The following is a 16,904-nucleotide window of genomic DNA, read 5'->3' as shown; positions in this document are numbered from 1 at the left end:
GCGTCGGGGCCGCGACGTCGCGCCGGGGGCTCTGTTAGTTGAGATAGCCGAGGGCGCGGAGCTGGCCTTCGACGAGCGGGTCGAGCGGGCGGGGGCCGCCGGTCGCGGCTTCGCGTGCGCTCGTCGCTTCGCCACGGCGGTGCTGGTCGGCGAGCCAGGCCTGCAGGACCTTGCGGAGCTCGTGCATGACGGCCGGCTCGCTGGTCGAGAGGTCGTGGAGCTCGCCGGGATCCTTCGTGAGGTCGTAGAGCTCGTTGTGCGGCTCGGCGGGGAGGATCGGCTCGTCCTCGGGCGCGGGCGGCGGGCTCGACGCCGAGCGGGCGGGCGTGAAGATATACTTGTAGCGACCGCGCCGCAGGCCCGCGTGGCTGGAGCCATGGTAGCTCTGCGTGAACGCGGTCGGCTCGGGGGGCGGCGGAGCCGTGAGGCTCCTCCCTTCCATCTCGGGCACCGCGGGAAGGTCGAGGAGCGCGAGGATCGTCGGCGCGACGTCGACGAGGCTCACCGTGCGGGTCTCGCGCCGTCCGGCCGCCATGCGTCCGGGCGCGCGCACGAGGAGCGGGACCCACACGCAGTCCTCGTACACGTACCAGCCGTGCTGGAAGTAGTAGCCGTGCTCGCCCATCCCTTCGCCGTGATCGGCCGTCAGGACGAAGAGCGTGTCGTCCCACAGGCCGCGCGAGCGCAGGCCGTCGACGACTGCGCGCACGTGATCGTCGGTGTAGCGCACCTCGGCGTCGTAGCGCGCGCGATACACGGACGGCGCGCGCTCGTCGTCGACGACCTGGTACTTCGGGATCTGGAACAGGGCGTTGCGGTCGGTGGAGACGACGAGCTCGGCCGGCTCGTTCGGCCAGCGGTAGTCCTCGGCGCGGAACGCGTCGCGGTATGCGGCCGGCGGATAGTACGGGCCGTGCGGATCGTAGAAGTGGAGCCACAGGAAGAAGGGCGCGTCGCCGGCGCCGTCGAGCAGCCGGAGCGCCTCCTCGACGACCGGAGACCCTCCCATCATCTCGGGCGGGCGCTGCACGAGCGTGCGCGGCACCGCGTAGTCGTCGAAGCCGCGCCCGAAGCCCCGCGGCGCATCGAGCAGCGGGTTCGCGATCCGCGCCATCGTGCGAAAGCCGTGCGCCTTCAGCATCTCCGCCAGGGTCGGCACGTAGGCCGGCAGCGACTCGCCGTTGGCCCGCACGCCGTGCGAGGCGCGGTTGAGACCGGTCAGGATCGACGCGACCGAAGGGGCCGTCACGGGAGATGGAGCGACGGCCTCGTCGAAGACGGTCGACTCGGCGGCGAGCGAATCGATGAACGGCGACGTCGGATGGCGGTAGCCGTAGAGGCCCAGGTGATCGGCGCGCAGCGTGTCGATCGTGATCAGGACCACGTGACGCGGCGGATGGGAGTTGCACGCGCACGCGAGCACCATCGCCACGAGCGCCCGTCCGATCCGCCCCCCGCCCACGTCCCCTCCTACGGCGCCTGGAAGCGCGCGTCGTCCTTCAAGCGCTTGAACACGGCCTTGGCGATCAGCGTGTAGCCCTGCGCATTGGTGTGCCAGGCGTCGGCCTGCATGTAGATCTTGCCCCACGAATCGATCGGACGGTACACCTCCGTCGCGCCGTCCGGCGCCTCCACGCGAAAGCCGCGGATCTGCGGCACGTCGACCTCGTCCCACCGGCCCGGCGTGCCGCCGTTCGTGTAGACGTAGAAGACCGGCTCGCCCGCGGGCAGTGTCACCGCGAGCGACCACACGCCGTCCCCCGCGCGCTGGTCGCCGTGCGTGCCGTCGTCGTACATGGCGACCGTGTTGGGGACGAGGTTCCCGAGCGCGGCATTGGCGCCGGCGATGTACATCGGACGGCCCGTCGGTGGTCCCTCGCGATAGACGCGGAACACCGTCGAGACGCTGCCCGCCGCCGGTTCGCCGTGTGACGGCTGCGGGCGCAGGTCGAGTCGATCCTCCAGGTTCGTCTCCATCCGGCGGCGCGCGTCGGCGACGATCGCGCTACTGTCGACGAACGGTACGCCCTCGTCGTCGGCGACGTCCTCGAGGGTCTCGCGGTACGGGCTGTTGGGCGACAGCTCGTTGTAGAGCAGGACCACGGTGATGTGCTTTCGCTTCGCGATCTCGACGATCTCGCGCACGTGCCGCTCGTAGTCCGGGAGCGAGACGCGGGTGTGTCCCTCGAGCTTCGTGTAGTCGAGGAGCCCCGCGGCGCCGGGCCGCAGATAGGCGGTGCCCGCGTCGTCGGAAACCACCTCCTTCAGATAGTCTCCGATCGACGGCGGCGTGAACTTCGAGACGTCGGCGAGGTAGCGCTCGAGACGATAGATCTCGGAGTACTCGAGCAGGGCCCAGAAGCGCTCCTTCAGCGTCGGCGGCGCCTGATCGCGCATGTTCGCGGCGACGCGCTTGTCGCTCTCGCGCTGCACCGACGCGTCGTTCATCGCGAACCCGACGAGCAGCACGTCGGGCTCCCAGTCGATCACCTGCGACTTCAGCAGCGAGACTCCCTGGTACGAGGAGTACCCGAGGACGCCCAGGTTCAGGACCTCGAAGCGCCGCGTCGGAAGGTCGCGCTCCAGGAGCCACTTCAGCCGTCGCGGGTAGGTCTCGGTGGGGCCGACGTTCGCCCCGAACGTCCAGGAGTCGCCCAGGCACGCGATGCGCAGGGTCGATGCCGGCTTGCTCGGCGTGAACGGGTCCTGCCGAAAGCCCCGCTTGTCGAGCGCGACCTCCCACACCGGGTTGTGTGCGAGCGAGGCGGGCATGGTCGGCCAGAACCGCCGCAGGAGCGAGATGCGTTCGGCGTCGTCGTGCACCGGGCTGAAGACGTCGACGTAGGCGCGCCGGACGTTCGGCCGTCCCTTCCACAGGAGCGTCTCGTCCGGCTCGAGCAGGCGCAGGCCGTCGATCCACGGCGGAACCGGACCGTAGATCTGCCCGAAGACGTACGGCAGCGGCATGCGGCTCACCGCATTGTTGCGCACGACGTAGGCGAGCCGTAGGAGGCCCTCCACCAGTGCGAGGACGATCAGCGTCGCTGCGGCGGCGCCCGCGATCTGCCTGCGCACGCGTGTCCCCTAGGCCGCCGCGTGCGACGCTGTCAAGAAAGGCCCCTCGCTCGATGCGGTCGTCTGCACGTGCTGGCGGCGCGCAGCGGCCGTCAAGGTGCGATCGGCGAGCGGGAGTAGAGCTTTTCGAAGTAGTCGCGGACCATGCGGTCGGAGGAGAAGCGCTCCTGGCAGACGGCGATGCTCGTCTGCATCATGTGCACCCAGCGCTCGCGCGCGGCGTAGGTGGGCAACACCTCGTGCTCGAGCGTCGTGTAGAGCGCGTTCGCGTCGGCGTCGTCCTGGTCGGCGATACCCGGCGTGCCGTCGCCGATCGCCCAGCCGTTCTCGCCGTGCTGGCACGCTTCGGGCCACCAGCCGTCGAGGACCGAGAGGTTGAGGACGCCGTTCATGCCGGCCTTCATGCCGGAGGTGCCGCAGGCTTCGAGCGGACGGATGGGATTGTTCAGCCACACGTCCGACCCGCGCGTGAGGAGACGCCCGAGCTTCATGTCGTAGTCGGGCACGAACACGATCGACTGCGCATGCGCGCGCGCCATCTCGACGAGGCGGCCGACGATGCGGCGGCCGTCCTGGTCGTCGGGGTGCGACTTGCCCGCGAAGACGATCTGCACGCGGCGATCGTGCAGCAGCGGCTCGATGCGCTCGGGATCGCGGAAAATGAGGTCGCTGCGCTTGTACGCCGCCGCGCGGCGGGCGAAGCCGATGGTGAGGACGTCGCTGTCGAGGCGGACGCCGGTTCGGAGCGCCACCTCGTCGAGCAGCTCGCGCTTCAGCACCTGGTGCGTCGTCCACAGCCCCGCGGCCGATCCGACCGCTTCCCGGATGCGCGCGTCCTGCCACGTGCCGCCGTGCACGCCGTTGGTGATCGGCAGGATCGGCGCGGCGTCGTCGACGTCGCGCCACATCGCGCGGGAGACCTCGGCGTGGAGCTGCGAGACGGCGTTGGCGCGCCGCGCGAGGCGCAGCCCGCCCACGGTCATGTTGAACGGATCGCCGCCGATCGCCAGCATCTCGCCGTCGACGAGCTCGCAGCAGGCGCCCATGCGCCGCAGCTCGGCGAGCGCGTGCTCTTCGTTGCCGGCGGCGACCGGCGTGTGCGTCGTGAAGACGATGTGGTCGCGCACTGCACGCCAGGCCTGCGTGAAGGGCTCGCCCGTGCTCATGCGCTCGGCGATGAGCTCGATGCCGGCGAAGGCCGCGTGACCCTCGTTGAAGTGGTAGGTGTCGACGGCGACGCCGAGCTTGCGCAGCGCGCGCACGCCGCCGACGCCGAGCAGGATCTCCTGGGCGACGCGGCAGTCGAGCGTCGGATCGTAGAGGCGGTGCGTGATCCAGGCGTCGCGCGGGCTCGCGGGCTCGAGGAGCAGGAGCGGCGCGTTCTTCCAGTGCTGCGTGCGCCAGACGCGCGCCTCGACCTCGCGCGCCGCGACCCGCACCCGGACGCGGATGCCGGTGTCCTCGAGGAAGCTCGCCGGATAGCTCGGAAATTCGGAGACGGGGAGCCCGTCGTCGCCGATGCGCTGCCGCGAGTAGCCGCGCGCCCAGCGCAGCCCGACCCCGATGACCGGCAGCCCGAGGTCGTGTGCCGACTTGATGAAGTCGCCGGCGAGGATGCCGAGGCCGCCGGCGTAGATCGGGAACTCCTCGTGGAGCCCGAACTCCATGCAGAAGTAGGCGACGGTTCCGGTCATGGGCGGGGCCCATTCAAATCAGCGCCGACCTCCGGTTTCAATCCAGTTCAGCGCTTTTTCGAGTAGACCGCGGGCCGCTTGTCGAGAAACGCCCGGATCCACTCGCGGGCGTCGTCGGTGAGCGCGCTCGACGCCATGGCCTCGACGGCCTTCTCGTACGCGGGCTCGAGGGGGAGCTCCACCGTCTCGTAGAACATCCGCTTGCCGAGGGCCTTGGCCCCGAGGCTGCCGCGGCTCGCGCGTCGCGCCAGCGCCTTGGCCTCGTCCCGGACGCGGTCTGCCGGGACGACCCGATTGACGAGCCCCCAGGCGAGGGCCGTCGCGGCGTCGATCTCGTCGCCCGTGAACAGCATCTCGAGCGCCCGCTTGGGCGGCAGCAGGCGCTGCACGGGGATCATCGGGGTGATGCAGAACCACCCTTCACGGCCGCCGGGCGTCGCGAAACGCGCGACGTCGGCGGCGACGGCGAGATCGGCGGATGCGACGAGCTGGCAGCCCCCCGCCGTGGCGATCGCGTGCACGCAGGCGACGACGGGTTGGGGTAGGGCCTGCATCGTTCGCATGAGGTTGGCGGACGCGCCCAGCAGGCGCCGCATGCCGTCGAGATCGCGGCCCGCGATCTCGGAGAGATCGTGCCCGGCCGAGAACACGGGGCCGTTGGCGGCGAGCACGATGGCACGCACGGGCGCCTCGGCGGCGAGCTGCTCGAAGGCGGCGGTGAGCTCACGGATGACCGCCTCGGAGAGCGCGTTGCGGCGCGCCGGGCGGTTCAACGTGACGATACCGAGGTCGCCCTCGACGTCGACCAGGACGTGCTCGTACGCCATGCCCGGGTCTTACCGTACCTCGATCGGAATCGACAGGGAGTCGCCCGGCAGCCATTCGCCGTCCTGCACGACGCCGATGCGGAGCCGCCAGCTTCCCGGCTCGTCGGGCGTGCGTGCCCCGACCAGGACGGCCGCGCCGGCGCCGGAGGGTAGATCGTAGGGGAGGCGCCCGGCGACGTCATCGTGATCGGCGAGGCTCCCATCGGGACGCTCCCAGCGTGTTCCGACCGTGACGAGGTAGGGCGACTGGGCGACCAGTGCGGGCCACGCAGGCCCGAGGGTGGAGGCGTTTCGTACCTCGGCCGGAAGCGCGAATCGCAGGCGACGCCGCGCGGTCGCCGGTGCCGGCGAGAGGAGGCGCACCGACGGCCGGCGACTCTCTGCGGGGAGGGGCTCCAGCGGCGTCCCGGTGAGCGTCGCCGCTGCGGGCGCGTCGGAGACGAACGCATCCAGCAAGTCCGGCGCCGGCGGGTCGCGCAACGCATAGAGCGCGTCGGCTTCGTCCCGCGCGACCGGCGTCAGCGCCGCATCGGACGGCGGATCCCATTCGGCGCGCTCGCGCGCGCCGAGCTCGCTCGAGTGGACGAGCACGTAGCGAAGTCCCGTCATGCGTGCGAGCAGGCGGAGCGCCGGCGGATCGGGTAGCGCGTGAACGAGGGCGCTCACCAGCGGGTAGGTGGGCGGCGCGTAGCCGCTGTAGCCGTTCAGCAGCGGGTGCCAGTGGTACACGCTGCGGTAGGTCCGCGTGGCGTCGGCGCCGCGCTCCGTCGGCAGGCGGTCGAAGTCGTGCCACGGGAGCTCCAGCACCGGACCGGGCGCGGCTGCGGCGAGCGCCTGGTACACCGGCGGCAGCGTCGCGCGCGTCTCGATCGGCTCGAGCGGGACGCGGCTCGGCAGGCCCACCCGCGCGGCCGAGAACGCGAGCGCGACCGACAGGATGGCGACGCGCGCTCGATTGTGCGGGTTCGAGATCGAACGGGCGAGTCCCGCCGCGCCGGCGCCGGCGAGCAGCGCGGCGCACGCGGTCGCGAACGCGTTCAGCCGGCTCGGGATGCGGAGCGCTGCGAAGCCTGGCACGACGGCCGCCGCCAGCGCATACGGACCGGGCATCTCGAGGGTGCTGGCACGGATCGTCGGACCGAGCGCGAGCGCGTGACACATGACGCCGGCGGCCAGTGTTCCGGCGATCCACGCGACCGGCACGTCGCGGGCGAGGCCGCGCCGCCACCACGGGACCGTGAGGAGCGCCAGCACGACCGCGAAGGTCGTGCCAGTCTGGCCCAGCATTGCCGACGTGAGGGCTACGAATTCACCCCTCGGCGGCCCGAGCGCCCCGGCCTCGCGCATCGCGAGGTAGGGACGGGACGCATCGGCGACGACGGCGGCGGCCGCGAGCGCGGGGAATGCGACCCGTCGCCAGGCGGCGCGCGCGCGCGCGTCGAACGCGATCACCACCGCGAGGAGCGTCGCGAGCCCGGCGAACGCGCCGTACGCGAGGTACACCGAGTGCAGGCCCACCATCGCGAGCGAGAGAGCGAGGGCGATCGGCCACCCGAGCCCCGGCGTCGTGACGCTCCGCCACGCCGCCAGGACGACGACCGGGAACATCCAGCAGCCCTCGATCTGCAGCGCGCCGAGGTGGGCACCGCGAAACGGGCTGAACGCGAACAGGCTCGCCGCCAGGATCGCCGCCGGCCAGCTCGCCGTCCAGGCGCGCGCCAGCGCCAGCATGGCGAGCACGGCCAGGACGAACGTCGCGAGCAGCGTCGCCTGGTGCGCGAACACCGGGTCGCCGGTCGCGAGCGCGAGCGGCGCGTAGACGGGCAGGGCGCCCAGCAGGTGCTCGGAGAGCGCGAGCGTCCCGCGCGCGGGGTGGAAGACGTTGGCGTCCCACAGCGACACCCCCGGCGTCGTGAGGGCGTGCAGCGTCCACGCCAGGATCCAGACGACCAGACGCACGTCGGCCCGGATCGACTCGGCGACGAACCCGCCGTGTCGCGTCGGATCGTAGACGTGCGTCGAAAGGTGCACGGCGAGCGGCCAGGTCGCCCACACCGAAACCGCCACCGCGCCCAGCAGCGCGAGGACCGCGACGCGCACGCTTCCGTGTACCACCCCGGGGCTTCTGCTACACTTTTCGTCGATGATCCTCACCCGCGACGTGATCCGGCGCGAGCTCGAGAGCGGCCGGGTCGTGATCGACCCGCTCCTGCCCGATCAGATCGGACCCGCCTCGATCGACCTGCACCTGGGCGACGAGATCCGCGTCATGCACGAGGCCCCCGAGCCGGTTGCGGTCACCGACGACACCGACTACCAGACGATCACCGAGGTCCGGACGCTCGACAAGCCGTACGCGCTGCAACCGGGGGAGACGATCCACGGCATCACGCGCGAGCGCATCACGCTGCCCGGGGACATCAGCGGTTGGCTCGAGGGGCGCAGCCGCTTCGCGCGGCTGGGTCTCATGATCCACGTGACCTCGGGATTCGTCGCACCCGGCGTGTCGAGCCGTCAGGTGCTGGAGATGTCGAACGTGGCCGGTCGCACGCTCCTCATCCATGCCGGCGTCCGTCTGTGCCAGATCGTGCTGCAGCGGTGCGAGGGGAGCGCCATCTACCAGGGCCGGTTCGCCCGCCAGGACCGGCTCTGACGTCGATGGACACACCGGAGTTCTGGAAGGCCTTCGGGCTATGCGTCGCGTCCGTCAACGACGGCGAGGCGACGCTCGAGATGGACGTCCCCGACTGGGCGATGAGCCCGTTCGGCGCCGTGCACGGCGGCGCCATCTCGATGTTCTTCGACACGGCGCTCGCGGTCGCGATCGTGAGCCGCCTCTCGAGCCCGGCCGATCGCGTCGCGACGCATCATCTCTCGGTCAGCTACGCCTCGTTCACCGGCGAGCGGCGGCTCGTCGCCAGGACGCGCGTGGTGAGCCTCACGCGGACGGTCGCGATCGCCGACGGCGAGGTGTGCGACGCCAGCGGCAAGCTCATCGCGAAGGCGGTGGGGACGTTCGGCGTGCGGCGTCGGGAGTCGTGAAGCCGGCGCTCCTCGTCCTCGTCGCTCTGGCTGCCTGCGCGCACCGGCCGTCGCTCCTCGCGCGCGCGATCGAGGCACGCGGCGGGCCCTTGCCCGCCGTCGTGCGCGTGGTCGACGTCGACGTCGAGCGCGGCTTTCCAGGGGCCTGGCGCTGGCAGACGATCTTCTCCATTCCCGATCGCTACGCGTGGTCGCTCACCACGGCCGATCAACCGGACCACTACCTCTTCGACGGCCGCGTCGTGCGGGCCTTCATCGGCGACGCGCTCGTCTCCGAGGACGGGTCGCCGACGGCGCCGCTGCGCTCGCAAGCGCGCTTCGCCGCCGTCGCGAACCTGGACATCCTCCTCCTGCCCGGCGTCCAGGTCGCCGACATCGCTTCACCGATGCTGCAACCCGGGACCGCCGCCGGCATCGCCGTCGTCTTCCCCGACACCGGCGACCGCTACGCCGTCTACTTCGACGCCGCCGCCCTCGCAGTACGCGTCGAGGGCCCCGCCGACTTCTCCCCCTTCGCCAAAGGCATCCTGGTCGCCACCTACGACGACTTCCGGACCGTCCAATCCTTCCGCCTCCCCCACCGCACCCGCTACGAGCTCGAAGGCCACTCCCTGGCGACCGAGCAAGCCGTCCGCATCTGCCCCCTAAGCGAAGTCATCCCCGCCAGCGCCTTCAGCGCCCCGACCACGCTGCCCGACTGCTAGTGTCCGCGCGCCGAAGGCGCCGCGGCTGCCGGTGTGCAAGGCGAGGTCGGGGGCAGGGCGGAGCCGAAGCCGAAGCCCTGCCCCCGATCTCGCCTCTCCGACCCGCCGCCCGCCGCGCCCCTAGAAGCCCTTCACCGCCGCGGCCTTCTTGTACAGCAGCATGGTCCCGCTCCAAGCGATGGCGACCATGACGAGCAGCCAGACGAAGCTCGACGCGAACGGCACCGTCGTGTGCGAGTTGATCATCGTCCACACGAGCGCGACCGACATGTACGTGTTGTGGCGCGAGCGCTGTCCCGCCAGGGCGACGAGGGCCGCGTCCGGCGCCTGACCGTCGCGAATGGCGGTGATGATCTTCTGCTGCGAGGGCCAGATCCGCATCCACACGTTGGCCGCCATGATGGTGCCGAACAGGGCGCCCAGGTGGATCACGTAGGCGCGATACCCGAAGCCGGCCTGGTGGTAGCCCAGCACGACCAGCACGACGAGCGCGAAGCCGACGCCGGCCATCTGCTTGTTGTTTTTCGCGAAGTCCATCTTCGCGATCGGGTCGTAGACGACGAACGCGAGGAACGTGACCGCGACCATGATGATGCCGAGCAGGTTCCACGACCCGCCGGCGTCGTACACGATCTGCCCGTGATAGAAGACGAGCAGGAGGAGCAGGACACCCGTGATCCAGGTCCAGGCGGCCCCCCAGCGGAACCAGTAGAACACCCGCGGGCGGAGCTGCGGGACGACCGTCTTCTTTGCGCCGCCGTCGAGGGTGCCCTCGAAGGGGCCGTTCACGAAGTTGAGGAAGTACAGGAGCCCGATCCACGTGATGCCGGCGACGATGTGGATCCAGCGAAAGAGCGCCTGCAGCAGTTCCATTACATCCATCGGTTGGGACCCCCTTGCGTCGCTACGTAGCAAGCGAGCGCGCGCGTCGTCAACGCGCGGTCACTTCTTGGCGGTCAAGGCGAAGCTCGCCGTGGCCGTCCCCTTCGGCGGCACCGAGACGCGCGTCTCGGCGGTGCCGAAGCGCTCGTGCCAGACGGCCAGGGTGTAGTCGCCCGGGGGGACGTCCCTGAGGGTGAAGGCGCCGTCCCTGCCCGTCACGGCGAAATAGGGATGGTCGAGGACGCCGAGCCAGCCCTGCATCCACGGGTGCAGATCGCACCGCACGCTCACCATGACCTCGGGCTTGTCGATCCGGATCTCGCGCGCGGCCCCCTTGCGGGCGAGGCTCACGTTCCAGCCCGCGGAGTCCTTCGGCGTGCCGTGGACGTTGTGGAGGAGCGGGTCGCCGTTCACGAATTTGATCGTCTGGTCCACCTGCGCGCCGGCGACCCGCGGCGCGTACAGGCAACCCCTCTGGTCGATCTCCACCGGGGTCGAGGGCACCGCGAACACACGATCGCCGAGGCCGTCCTTCAGATAGACGAAGGCGTTCTCGACCTTGCCGTCGGTCACCACGGCATCGCCCGAAAAGACGGGACCCGTGTGCTGCTGCGCGCATTCGGCGAAGCTGCCGAAGCGGATCTCCGTCATCGGGGGGACGGCGCCCTCGAAGCCGACGACGCCGGTGATGACGCCGGTCGTCGCGTGGTCGAGCGGCGTCGGCGTCCGCGCAGGTGGTGGCGCCTCGCCGCCGCACGCGGCGAGCACGACGGCGAGAGCGATCCAGCGGCGGCGCATTCCGGGACGCTTACGAGAGACCCGGCGTTGCGTCAACGAGACGCGCGGCGACGTACTAGCAAGTTGCCCGGCGGCGGCTCGGCTGCTAGACGAGACGCCACCGAATGCCGCAGTTGAGGGTTGGCAGTGACGAACACAAGCGGGTGTTCTGCCGCGAGTTCGTCGCGACGCATCACGCGTACGAGCCGAACGAGCTCCGGTGGCCGGATCTCGACGAGGCCAGCGTCGCACGCCTGCGGAGCCTTCCGTTCTGGGGCGAGGCGATCGGTAGCGAGCGGACCGCGGCCGCGCGCGTGCGGGCCATGGCGAACGTCGAGCGCGATCCCGAGCTGCGCGAGGCGATCGGGATGCAGGCCTACGAGGAGGAGCGTCACGCGCTCCTGCTCGAGCATCTCCTCAACCACTACGAGATTCCGTACCCCGACGACGCCGCCGAGCAGCCGCGCGATCCCGAGTGGGGCTTCCTGCGCATGGGGTACGGCGAGTGCTTCGACTCGTTCTTCGCTTTCGGGCTCTTCAAGGTCGCGTCGGACACCGGGTTCTTCGCCCCGGGGCTCGTGAAGCTGTTCGACGGCGTCATGGAGGAGGAGGCTCGGCACATCCTCTTCTTCTCCAACTGGGCGGCGCACCGCGGGCACGAGCTGTCGCTCGTACGGCGACCCTGGTTCCTCTTCCGTCGCATCGCGGGTGTGGCGTTCCAGGCGATGGGACGCATCAAGACGGCGCTCCAGCTCCGCGACGTGGACGCGCCCGACGATTTCACGATGCAGGTTCCCGACGAGATCGGCGCCGACGTGACCCTGGTGGGGCTCGCGCGCACGTGCATGCAGGAGAACGAGCGCCGGCTCGCGCACTACGATCCTCGGCTGCTGCGCCCGAAGATCGTACCGTCGCTGGTCGGCCTGGCGCTGAAGTTCGCGCCCGGCGGCCGCGCCTAGATCCGACGGCACCCCATGGCGGGGCTCGCCGACTTTCGCGATCGGGTCGCCGTGGTGACGGGGGCCTCGAGCGGCATCGGCGCACAGCTCGCCCGCGACCTGGCCGCCCGTGGCGCGCACACGGCGCTCCTCGCGCGCCGCGAGGATCGGCTCCAGACGCTCGCCGAGGAGATCGGCCGCGGCGGCGTCACCGCGATCCCGGTCGTGTGCGACGTCGCCGACCGCGCCTCGGTCGATGCCGCCATCGCCCGCGTCCTCGAGCGCTTCGGGCGCGTCGACCTCCTCGTGAACAACGCGGGCTACGTCCGCCACGCGCTGTTCAAGGACCACGACGTCGCCGACATCGAGCGCATGATGCGCACGAACTATCTCGGCACCGTCTACACCATCAAAGCCGTGCTGCCGGCGATGCGGGCGCGGCACGAGGGCTGGATCGTGAACCTGTCGTCGGTCGCCGGGAAGCTCGGGCAGCCCGACGAATCCGCCTATTCCGCGACCAAGTTCGCGGTGACGGGGCTCTCGGAGGCGATCGCCTTCGAGCTGGCGCCCCTCGGCATTCACGTGATGACGGTGTATCCCGCCCTGGTGCGCACGGAGATGTTCACGCCCGACGTGCTCGCGCGGATGCCCGAGCGGGTGCAGCGCACGTTCATCGAGCCGCCCGCGTTCACGCGCGAGGTCCTGCGGGCACTCGCGCGCGGCGCGCACGAGGTGACGGTGCCGCGCTACGTGAACCTCGCCTACGTGCTGCGCACCCTGTTCCCCGCTTGGCACCGGAGCATGATCGCCCGGCTCCGCCTGCCGGTGCTGCCGGACCTGACGAGCTGACCATGCGGACGACCCTCATCGTGCTTCTCGCGCTCGCCGGCGCGGCCCGCGCCCAGGATCTTCCCGACCTCGTGCTCCACATCCCGACGCTGGCGCAGAACGCGCGCGAGGAGCTGGGATCGTTCAAGACGACCGCGTGCGAGCTGCAGCCCTCGGATCTCTGCGTCTCCGGCCCCGGGACGCGCCGCCTGCTGCGCTTCAGCGTGCTGGCGCTGAATCGCGGGACGGCCGACGTCTTCCTCGGCACGCCGAGCGACTCGGATCCGCGGTTCGTCTACAGCGCGTGCCACATGCACTACCACTTCGAGAGCTTCGCGAAGTACGAGCTGCGCGAGCGCGGCGGGACGACGGTGGTCGCGAACGGCCAGAAGCGGTCGTTCTGCGTCGAGGACACGCAGCCGGATCCCGACTTCCCGCAATCGCAGACCTGCAACGCCGACCCGGACTGCAACGGCAGCGGGCTCTGCATCAGCGGCGTCTGCAAGTACAACTGCGGCTATCAGGGCGTGCAGCCGGGCTGGGGCGACCTCTACCCGAGCGACCTGCCGTGCCAGTGGATCGACGTGACCGACGTGCCGGCCGGCGACTACGACCTGTGGGTCCTGCTCAACACGCAGCAGCTCCTGCCGGAGTCGGACTACACGAACGACGCCGGCATGGTGCGGGTGACGATCGGTCCGGCGGCCGACGCGCCGGTTCCGGTCGTGAAGGTGCGCGCCAAGAAGAAGGCGAAGGTGGGCCGCCCGTTCAAGGTCGCGTGGAAGGTGCGCGTGGCGGGCGGCCTCGACGCGCTCGCCGCCTACGACGTGTGGCTCTCGCGCGACGGCGGCGCGACGTTCCCCGATCTCCTGGCCACGGGTCAGCTCGCCGCGAACCGCAAGCTCGTCTGGACCGTCCCCGCGGACGCGACGACGACCCAGGCGGTGATCAAGGTCTCCGCGTGGACCAAGGCCCTCCAGCGCGGCGACGGCTCGAGCCACCGGTTCCGCATCGTCCCGTGAGGAGGTGTCCCATGCGCTTCGCACTCTCGCTCGTGCTGCTGGCGTCGGCAGGCGTCGCGGTCGCGGCCAAGCTCCCCGCGCCGAGCCGCGTGACGCTCGTGCAGGCGAGCTGCTTCAACGTGCCGCCGGCGCCGCCCGGGCCGTGCTCAGCATCGTTCCGCTTCGCGACCGGCTTCGCGGTCTTCAAGTCCGCGAAGGAGCCCGTGCCCGTCTGTCCCAAGTCGAACGGCCAGGATCCGACCGAGGCGCCCGCGGGCGACGTGCGCATGACCGGCGTCACGAAGGACGGCGCCGCGTTCAACGGCTCGCTGCCCGTCTCGGTGTGGTTCAAGACCACCTTCGGTGACGATCCCAACGGCAACTGCGAGCTCCGCAACATCCAGGTCCCGAACTTCGCGAGCCTCGGCGGCACGCTCGCGTGCAAGAACGGCAAGTGCAAGGGCACGCTCTACCCCGTGCAGTGCCTCCCCAAGCAGTGCGCCGACGTCCCGATCCTCTCCGAGTTCGGGTCGGTCACGCTCGGCACGCAGAGCTTCGGACCCATTCTCGTCATGGACGATGCGGGACACGCCTTCGCGACGCCGGGCACCGCCGTCGCGCCCGGCAAGGAGCCCTAGTCCGATGCGCTGCGCCACTGGTCTGCTGCTCGCGCTCGTCACCGTCGCTGCGCTGCCCGATCCTGCGCGCGCGATCGTCCTGTGCGCCAAGAAGAAGGGCGCCGTGGTCGCGCGCGAGGCGTGCAAGCCGAAGGAGACGGCCATCGACGTCACGCCCACCACGCTCCCCGTGACGCCACAGCCGGCCGTCGGGGCGCGCGTGATCACCACCATCGACGTCAGCGTGCCCTACAACACGGTGGTCGACGTTCCGTTCAACGAGGCGGTCTTCGATACCGACGGGTTCTTCAAGCCGGCGATCTCCAACACCGCGCTCGTCGCGTCCCGGCCCGGCGTCTACACCATCTCGGCGTCCGTCGAGTGGAACCGGGTGACGCTCGGGAGCGTCGGCCCCGCCGCGCGTACGTTCGTGACCATCGAGCAGCGGACGCCGACGCTCAGGCAGACGCTGGCGGCGGTGAATTCGCCCTACCAGGACGGCCAGTTCGGCAGCCAGTCGCTGTCGGCGGTCGCACGCCTCGACGCCGGCGACTCCATCCGTGTGCGCGTGTATCAGGACACCGGGGGCACGCTCACCGTGTGGGCCACCGACCGGTTCACGAGCCTCGCAATGGTCTGGAACGGCCCGTGAGCGTGCGACTCAGCCCCCGGCGCGTAGCGTGGTGAGGATCGTCGCGATCTGCGCCGCCTGATCGGCGAGCGCGGTGCGCGTGTCCGCGGCAATGGCCGCCTGCGCCTTCTTCGTCCGCAGCTGACCTTGGAAGCGCCTGAGCGCCGTCAGCGCGCGCTTGAGGCTCTTCTTGCGCGCGCGCCCGGTCTGATCGCCGCTCGCGGTCGCGCGAGCGGTGCATTTCGCTATGGACGCGGCGAGACGATCCTGCAGTCGGCCCGCGGGAGCACCCGCGTCCACCGCGGCCGCCAGCTGCTGCAGCGCGCACAGCGCCGCCGCGAGCGATCCCGGCGGCGAGCAGGTGTCCGGCAGGGTGGTCGTCGTCGTGGTCACCGTGAGCTGGATGCGCGCGACGATGCCGCGCCCGCCGGCCGCCTGCCGCATCTGGCCGGTCGCGATCAGCGTGTTGCCGTCCGGGGCGATCCTCGCGCCGGAGCCGAAGGTCTCGGGCTCGGAGACGGTCGAGGGCTGGAAGCGCACGATGCCGCCGGCGCCGAATGACGGATCGAGGTCGCCGTTCGACGTGAGGCGGACGACCACCATCTCGGTGTAGGTCGTCGAGCCGCTCGATCCGACGAGGAGGATGCTCCCGTCGGACTGGACCGCGACGTCGCCGAGGAACGACGCGGGCGTACCGCCGGGATCGGCAGTCCCGGTTTGCACCCGGGCCATGCCGCCCCCGTGGAAGGTCGTGTCGAGCATACCGGTCGCGGTGAATCGTGCGACGGCGAGCGCGCCGTGGCTGTCGGCGTCGCTGGCGGTGCCGCCCACGTAGATGACCCCTCCGGGGCCGAGCGCCACCGCCGTGGCGTTCGAGTATGGTCCGCCCGCGCTCGGGTCGCTCACCTGCTGGATCCGATAGCCGGCGCCGCCGCCGAAGGTCGGGTCGAGCGCGCCCCCGAGCGTCAACCGCACGAGGAGAAACGCCGACCGCCCGGTTGCGTCCAACGTCGACCCGACGGCGAGGATGCCATCCGGCGTCGGTAGCGCCGCGATTGCGTAGGTCGTGTTGGCGGCGACCTGGGAGAACTCGTTCGTGTAGACGCCGCCCGTGGCGAATCCTCCGAGCACGCCACCGGGCGTGAACCGTGCGACCGCCAGGTGGACGTCGGTCTGGTCCATCGGATCCAGCGCGATCGGCTGCGCCAGGAACAAGTTGCCGCCCGTGTCCGCGGCCCCGCGTCCTCCGCCGGCGAACGCCAGCGTGTACGCGGGACCGGCGCCCGCGAGCTGGGCGCGGGTGCTCCCGCCGGTCCCGAAGTTGAGGTCGAGAGCGCCGGTGTCGTCGACTGCGAGAACGAGCGCGGCCTGCCTGCCGTCGGATGCGCTGGCACCTCCGGTAGCTGCCCAACCACCGCCGGCGCGGGGGATCAGCGACTGAAGCATCGAGAAGACGGTTCCGCCGCCCTGGCCCGCCTGGATGACGCGCTTGCCGCCATCGCCGAAGCTCTGATCGAGCGTCCCGTCGGGAAGCAGCCGCGCGAGCGCGGCCGCCGTGATCCCGCTGTCGTCCAGAGCGAAGCCCCCCACCACGACGCGCCCGCTTCCGTCGATCTGTGCCGCGGCGAGACCCGTCCCGGTGTCGCCGGTCTTCGAGAGGTCGAGCAGCACGAGGTGGCCGCCGTTGAAGGTCGGATCGAGATCGCCGGGGTCCGCGAGGCCGCGGCCCGCGAGGGTCGAGACCAGCACTGCGCACCCGAGGAGGATCCTTGCGGCGACCATGGGGCCGTCTTGGGGGAATCGCCGGAAACGGTCAAGGTCGCGCCCCTGGAGCTCGAGCCGTTGCGGTCCTCGAGGCCGCACTCCCGCGAACGCCGTTGCCCGGCGA

Annotated in this window: 16 protein-coding genes; 8 read left to right on the top strand and 8 right to left on the bottom strand. The window is 71.0% G+C overall.

Features of this window, described 5'->3' with window-relative positions; all coding sequences use genetic code 11:
- Window positions 1-34: 34 nt before the first annotated feature.
- The 5 genes from VMS22_19495 to VMS22_19475 form a co-directional block, all read right to left on the bottom strand.
- Complete coding sequence (locus VMS22_19495) at window positions 35-1,462, bottom strand: sulfatase (GenBank protein ID HXJ36223.1); 1,428 nt, start codon at window positions 1,460-1,462, stop codon at window positions 35-37.
- 8 nt (window positions 1,463-1,470) lie between these two features.
- On the bottom strand, window positions 1,471-3,075 hold the full coding sequence (locus VMS22_19490; GenBank protein HXJ36222.1) for an SGNH/GDSL hydrolase family protein: 1,605 nt from the start codon (window positions 3,073-3,075) through the stop codon (window positions 1,471-1,473).
- Between the two features lie 92 nt (window positions 3,076-3,167).
- Window positions 3,168-4,769 carry an alpha-glucan family phosphorylase gene (glgP, locus tag VMS22_19485; GenBank protein ID HXJ36221.1) on the bottom strand — a complete coding sequence of 534 codons (1,602 nt, stop codon included), beginning with the start codon at window positions 4,767-4,769 and terminating at the stop codon, window positions 3,168-3,170.
- A gap of 47 nt (window positions 4,770-4,816) precedes the next feature.
- Window positions 4,817-5,596 carry an enoyl-CoA hydratase-related protein gene (locus VMS22_19480; protein ID HXJ36220.1) on the bottom strand — a complete coding sequence of 260 codons (780 nt, stop codon included), beginning with the start codon at window positions 5,594-5,596 and terminating at the stop codon, window positions 4,817-4,819.
- A gap of 9 nt (window positions 5,597-5,605) precedes the next feature.
- The gene (locus VMS22_19475) at window positions 5,606-7,696 is read right to left on the bottom strand and encodes a hypothetical protein (GenBank protein ID HXJ36219.1); all 2,091 of its coding nucleotides are present in this window, start codon (window positions 7,694-7,696) and stop codon (window positions 5,606-5,608) included.
- Between the two features lie 43 nt (window positions 7,697-7,739).
- On the opposite strand from VMS22_19475, the gene dcd reads away from it, so the two are divergent.
- From dcd to VMS22_19460, 3 genes are read left to right on the top strand one after another with little or no spacing between them, the layout of a single operon-like run.
- Window positions 7,740-8,249: a dCTP deaminase gene (gene dcd / locus VMS22_19470; GenBank protein ID HXJ36218.1), complete on the top strand. Its 510-nt coding sequence runs from the start codon at window positions 7,740-7,742 to the stop codon at window positions 8,247-8,249.
- A 5-nt stretch (window positions 8,250-8,254) separates the two neighbouring features.
- The gene (locus VMS22_19465) at window positions 8,255-8,638 is read left to right on the top strand and encodes a PaaI family thioesterase (protein ID HXJ36217.1); all 384 of its coding nucleotides are present in this window, start codon (window positions 8,255-8,257) and stop codon (window positions 8,636-8,638) included.
- Window positions 8,635-9,342 (top strand): hypothetical protein, encoded by a 708-nt coding sequence (locus VMS22_19460; protein HXJ36216.1) that lies wholly within the window; start codon window positions 8,635-8,637, stop codon window positions 9,340-9,342. The genes VMS22_19465 and VMS22_19460 overlap by 4 nt, the downstream gene beginning before the upstream one ends.
- A gap of 120 nt (window positions 9,343-9,462) precedes the next feature.
- Here VMS22_19460 and VMS22_19455 read toward each other — a convergent pair whose 3' ends face one another.
- On the bottom strand, window positions 9,463-10,224 hold the full coding sequence (locus VMS22_19455) for a urate hydroxylase PuuD (GenBank protein ID HXJ36215.1): 762 nt from the start codon (window positions 10,222-10,224) through the stop codon (window positions 9,463-9,465).
- 60 nt (window positions 10,225-10,284) lie between these two features.
- Window positions 10,285-11,022: a carboxypeptidase regulatory-like domain-containing protein gene (locus tag VMS22_19450; protein ID HXJ36214.1), complete on the bottom strand. Its 738-nt coding sequence runs from the start codon at window positions 11,020-11,022 to the stop codon at window positions 10,285-10,287.
- 143 nt (window positions 11,023-11,165) lie between these two features.
- On the opposite strand from VMS22_19450, the gene VMS22_19445 reads away from it, so the two are divergent.
- The 5 genes from VMS22_19445 to VMS22_19425 are packed head-to-tail and all read left to right on the top strand — an operon-like array spanning window position 11,166 to window position 15,037.
- Window positions 11,166-11,960 (top strand): ferritin-like domain-containing protein, encoded by a 795-nt coding sequence (locus VMS22_19445; protein ID HXJ36213.1) that lies wholly within the window; start codon window positions 11,166-11,168, stop codon window positions 11,958-11,960.
- Between the two features lie 15 nt (window positions 11,961-11,975).
- Window positions 11,976-12,788, top strand: a complete 813-nt coding sequence (locus tag VMS22_19440; protein HXJ36212.1) for an SDR family NAD(P)-dependent oxidoreductase — start codon at window positions 11,976-11,978, stop codon at window positions 12,786-12,788.
- 2 nt (window positions 12,789-12,790) lie between these two features.
- Window positions 12,791-13,789 (top strand): lysyl oxidase family protein, encoded by a 999-nt coding sequence (locus tag VMS22_19435; protein ID HXJ36211.1) that lies wholly within the window; start codon window positions 12,791-12,793, stop codon window positions 13,787-13,789.
- Window positions 13,790-13,800: 11 nt separating this feature from the next.
- Window positions 13,801-14,406, top strand: coding sequence for a hypothetical protein (locus tag VMS22_19430; GenBank protein ID HXJ36210.1), 606 nt, complete (start codon window positions 13,801-13,803; stop codon window positions 14,404-14,406).
- 4 nt (window positions 14,407-14,410) lie between these two features.
- Window positions 14,411-15,037, top strand: coding sequence for a hypothetical protein (locus VMS22_19425; protein HXJ36209.1), 627 nt, complete (start codon window positions 14,411-14,413; stop codon window positions 15,035-15,037).
- A gap of 9 nt (window positions 15,038-15,046) precedes the next feature.
- Here the strand turns inward: VMS22_19425 and VMS22_19420 are convergent, their stop codons facing one another.
- Window positions 15,047-16,798, bottom strand: a complete 1,752-nt coding sequence (locus VMS22_19420) for a hypothetical protein (protein HXJ36208.1) — start codon at window positions 16,796-16,798, stop codon at window positions 15,047-15,049.
- Window positions 16,799-16,904: the final 106 nt, after the last annotated feature.

It is taken from the genome of Candidatus Eisenbacteria bacterium, assembly GCA_035577985.1.
Lineage (GTDB): Bacteria > Desulfobacterota > Binatia > DP-6 > DP-6 > DATJZY01.
The sequence above is the reverse complement of the archived record's forward strand: the minus strand, read 5'-3'. Positions and strand labels throughout refer to the sequence as shown.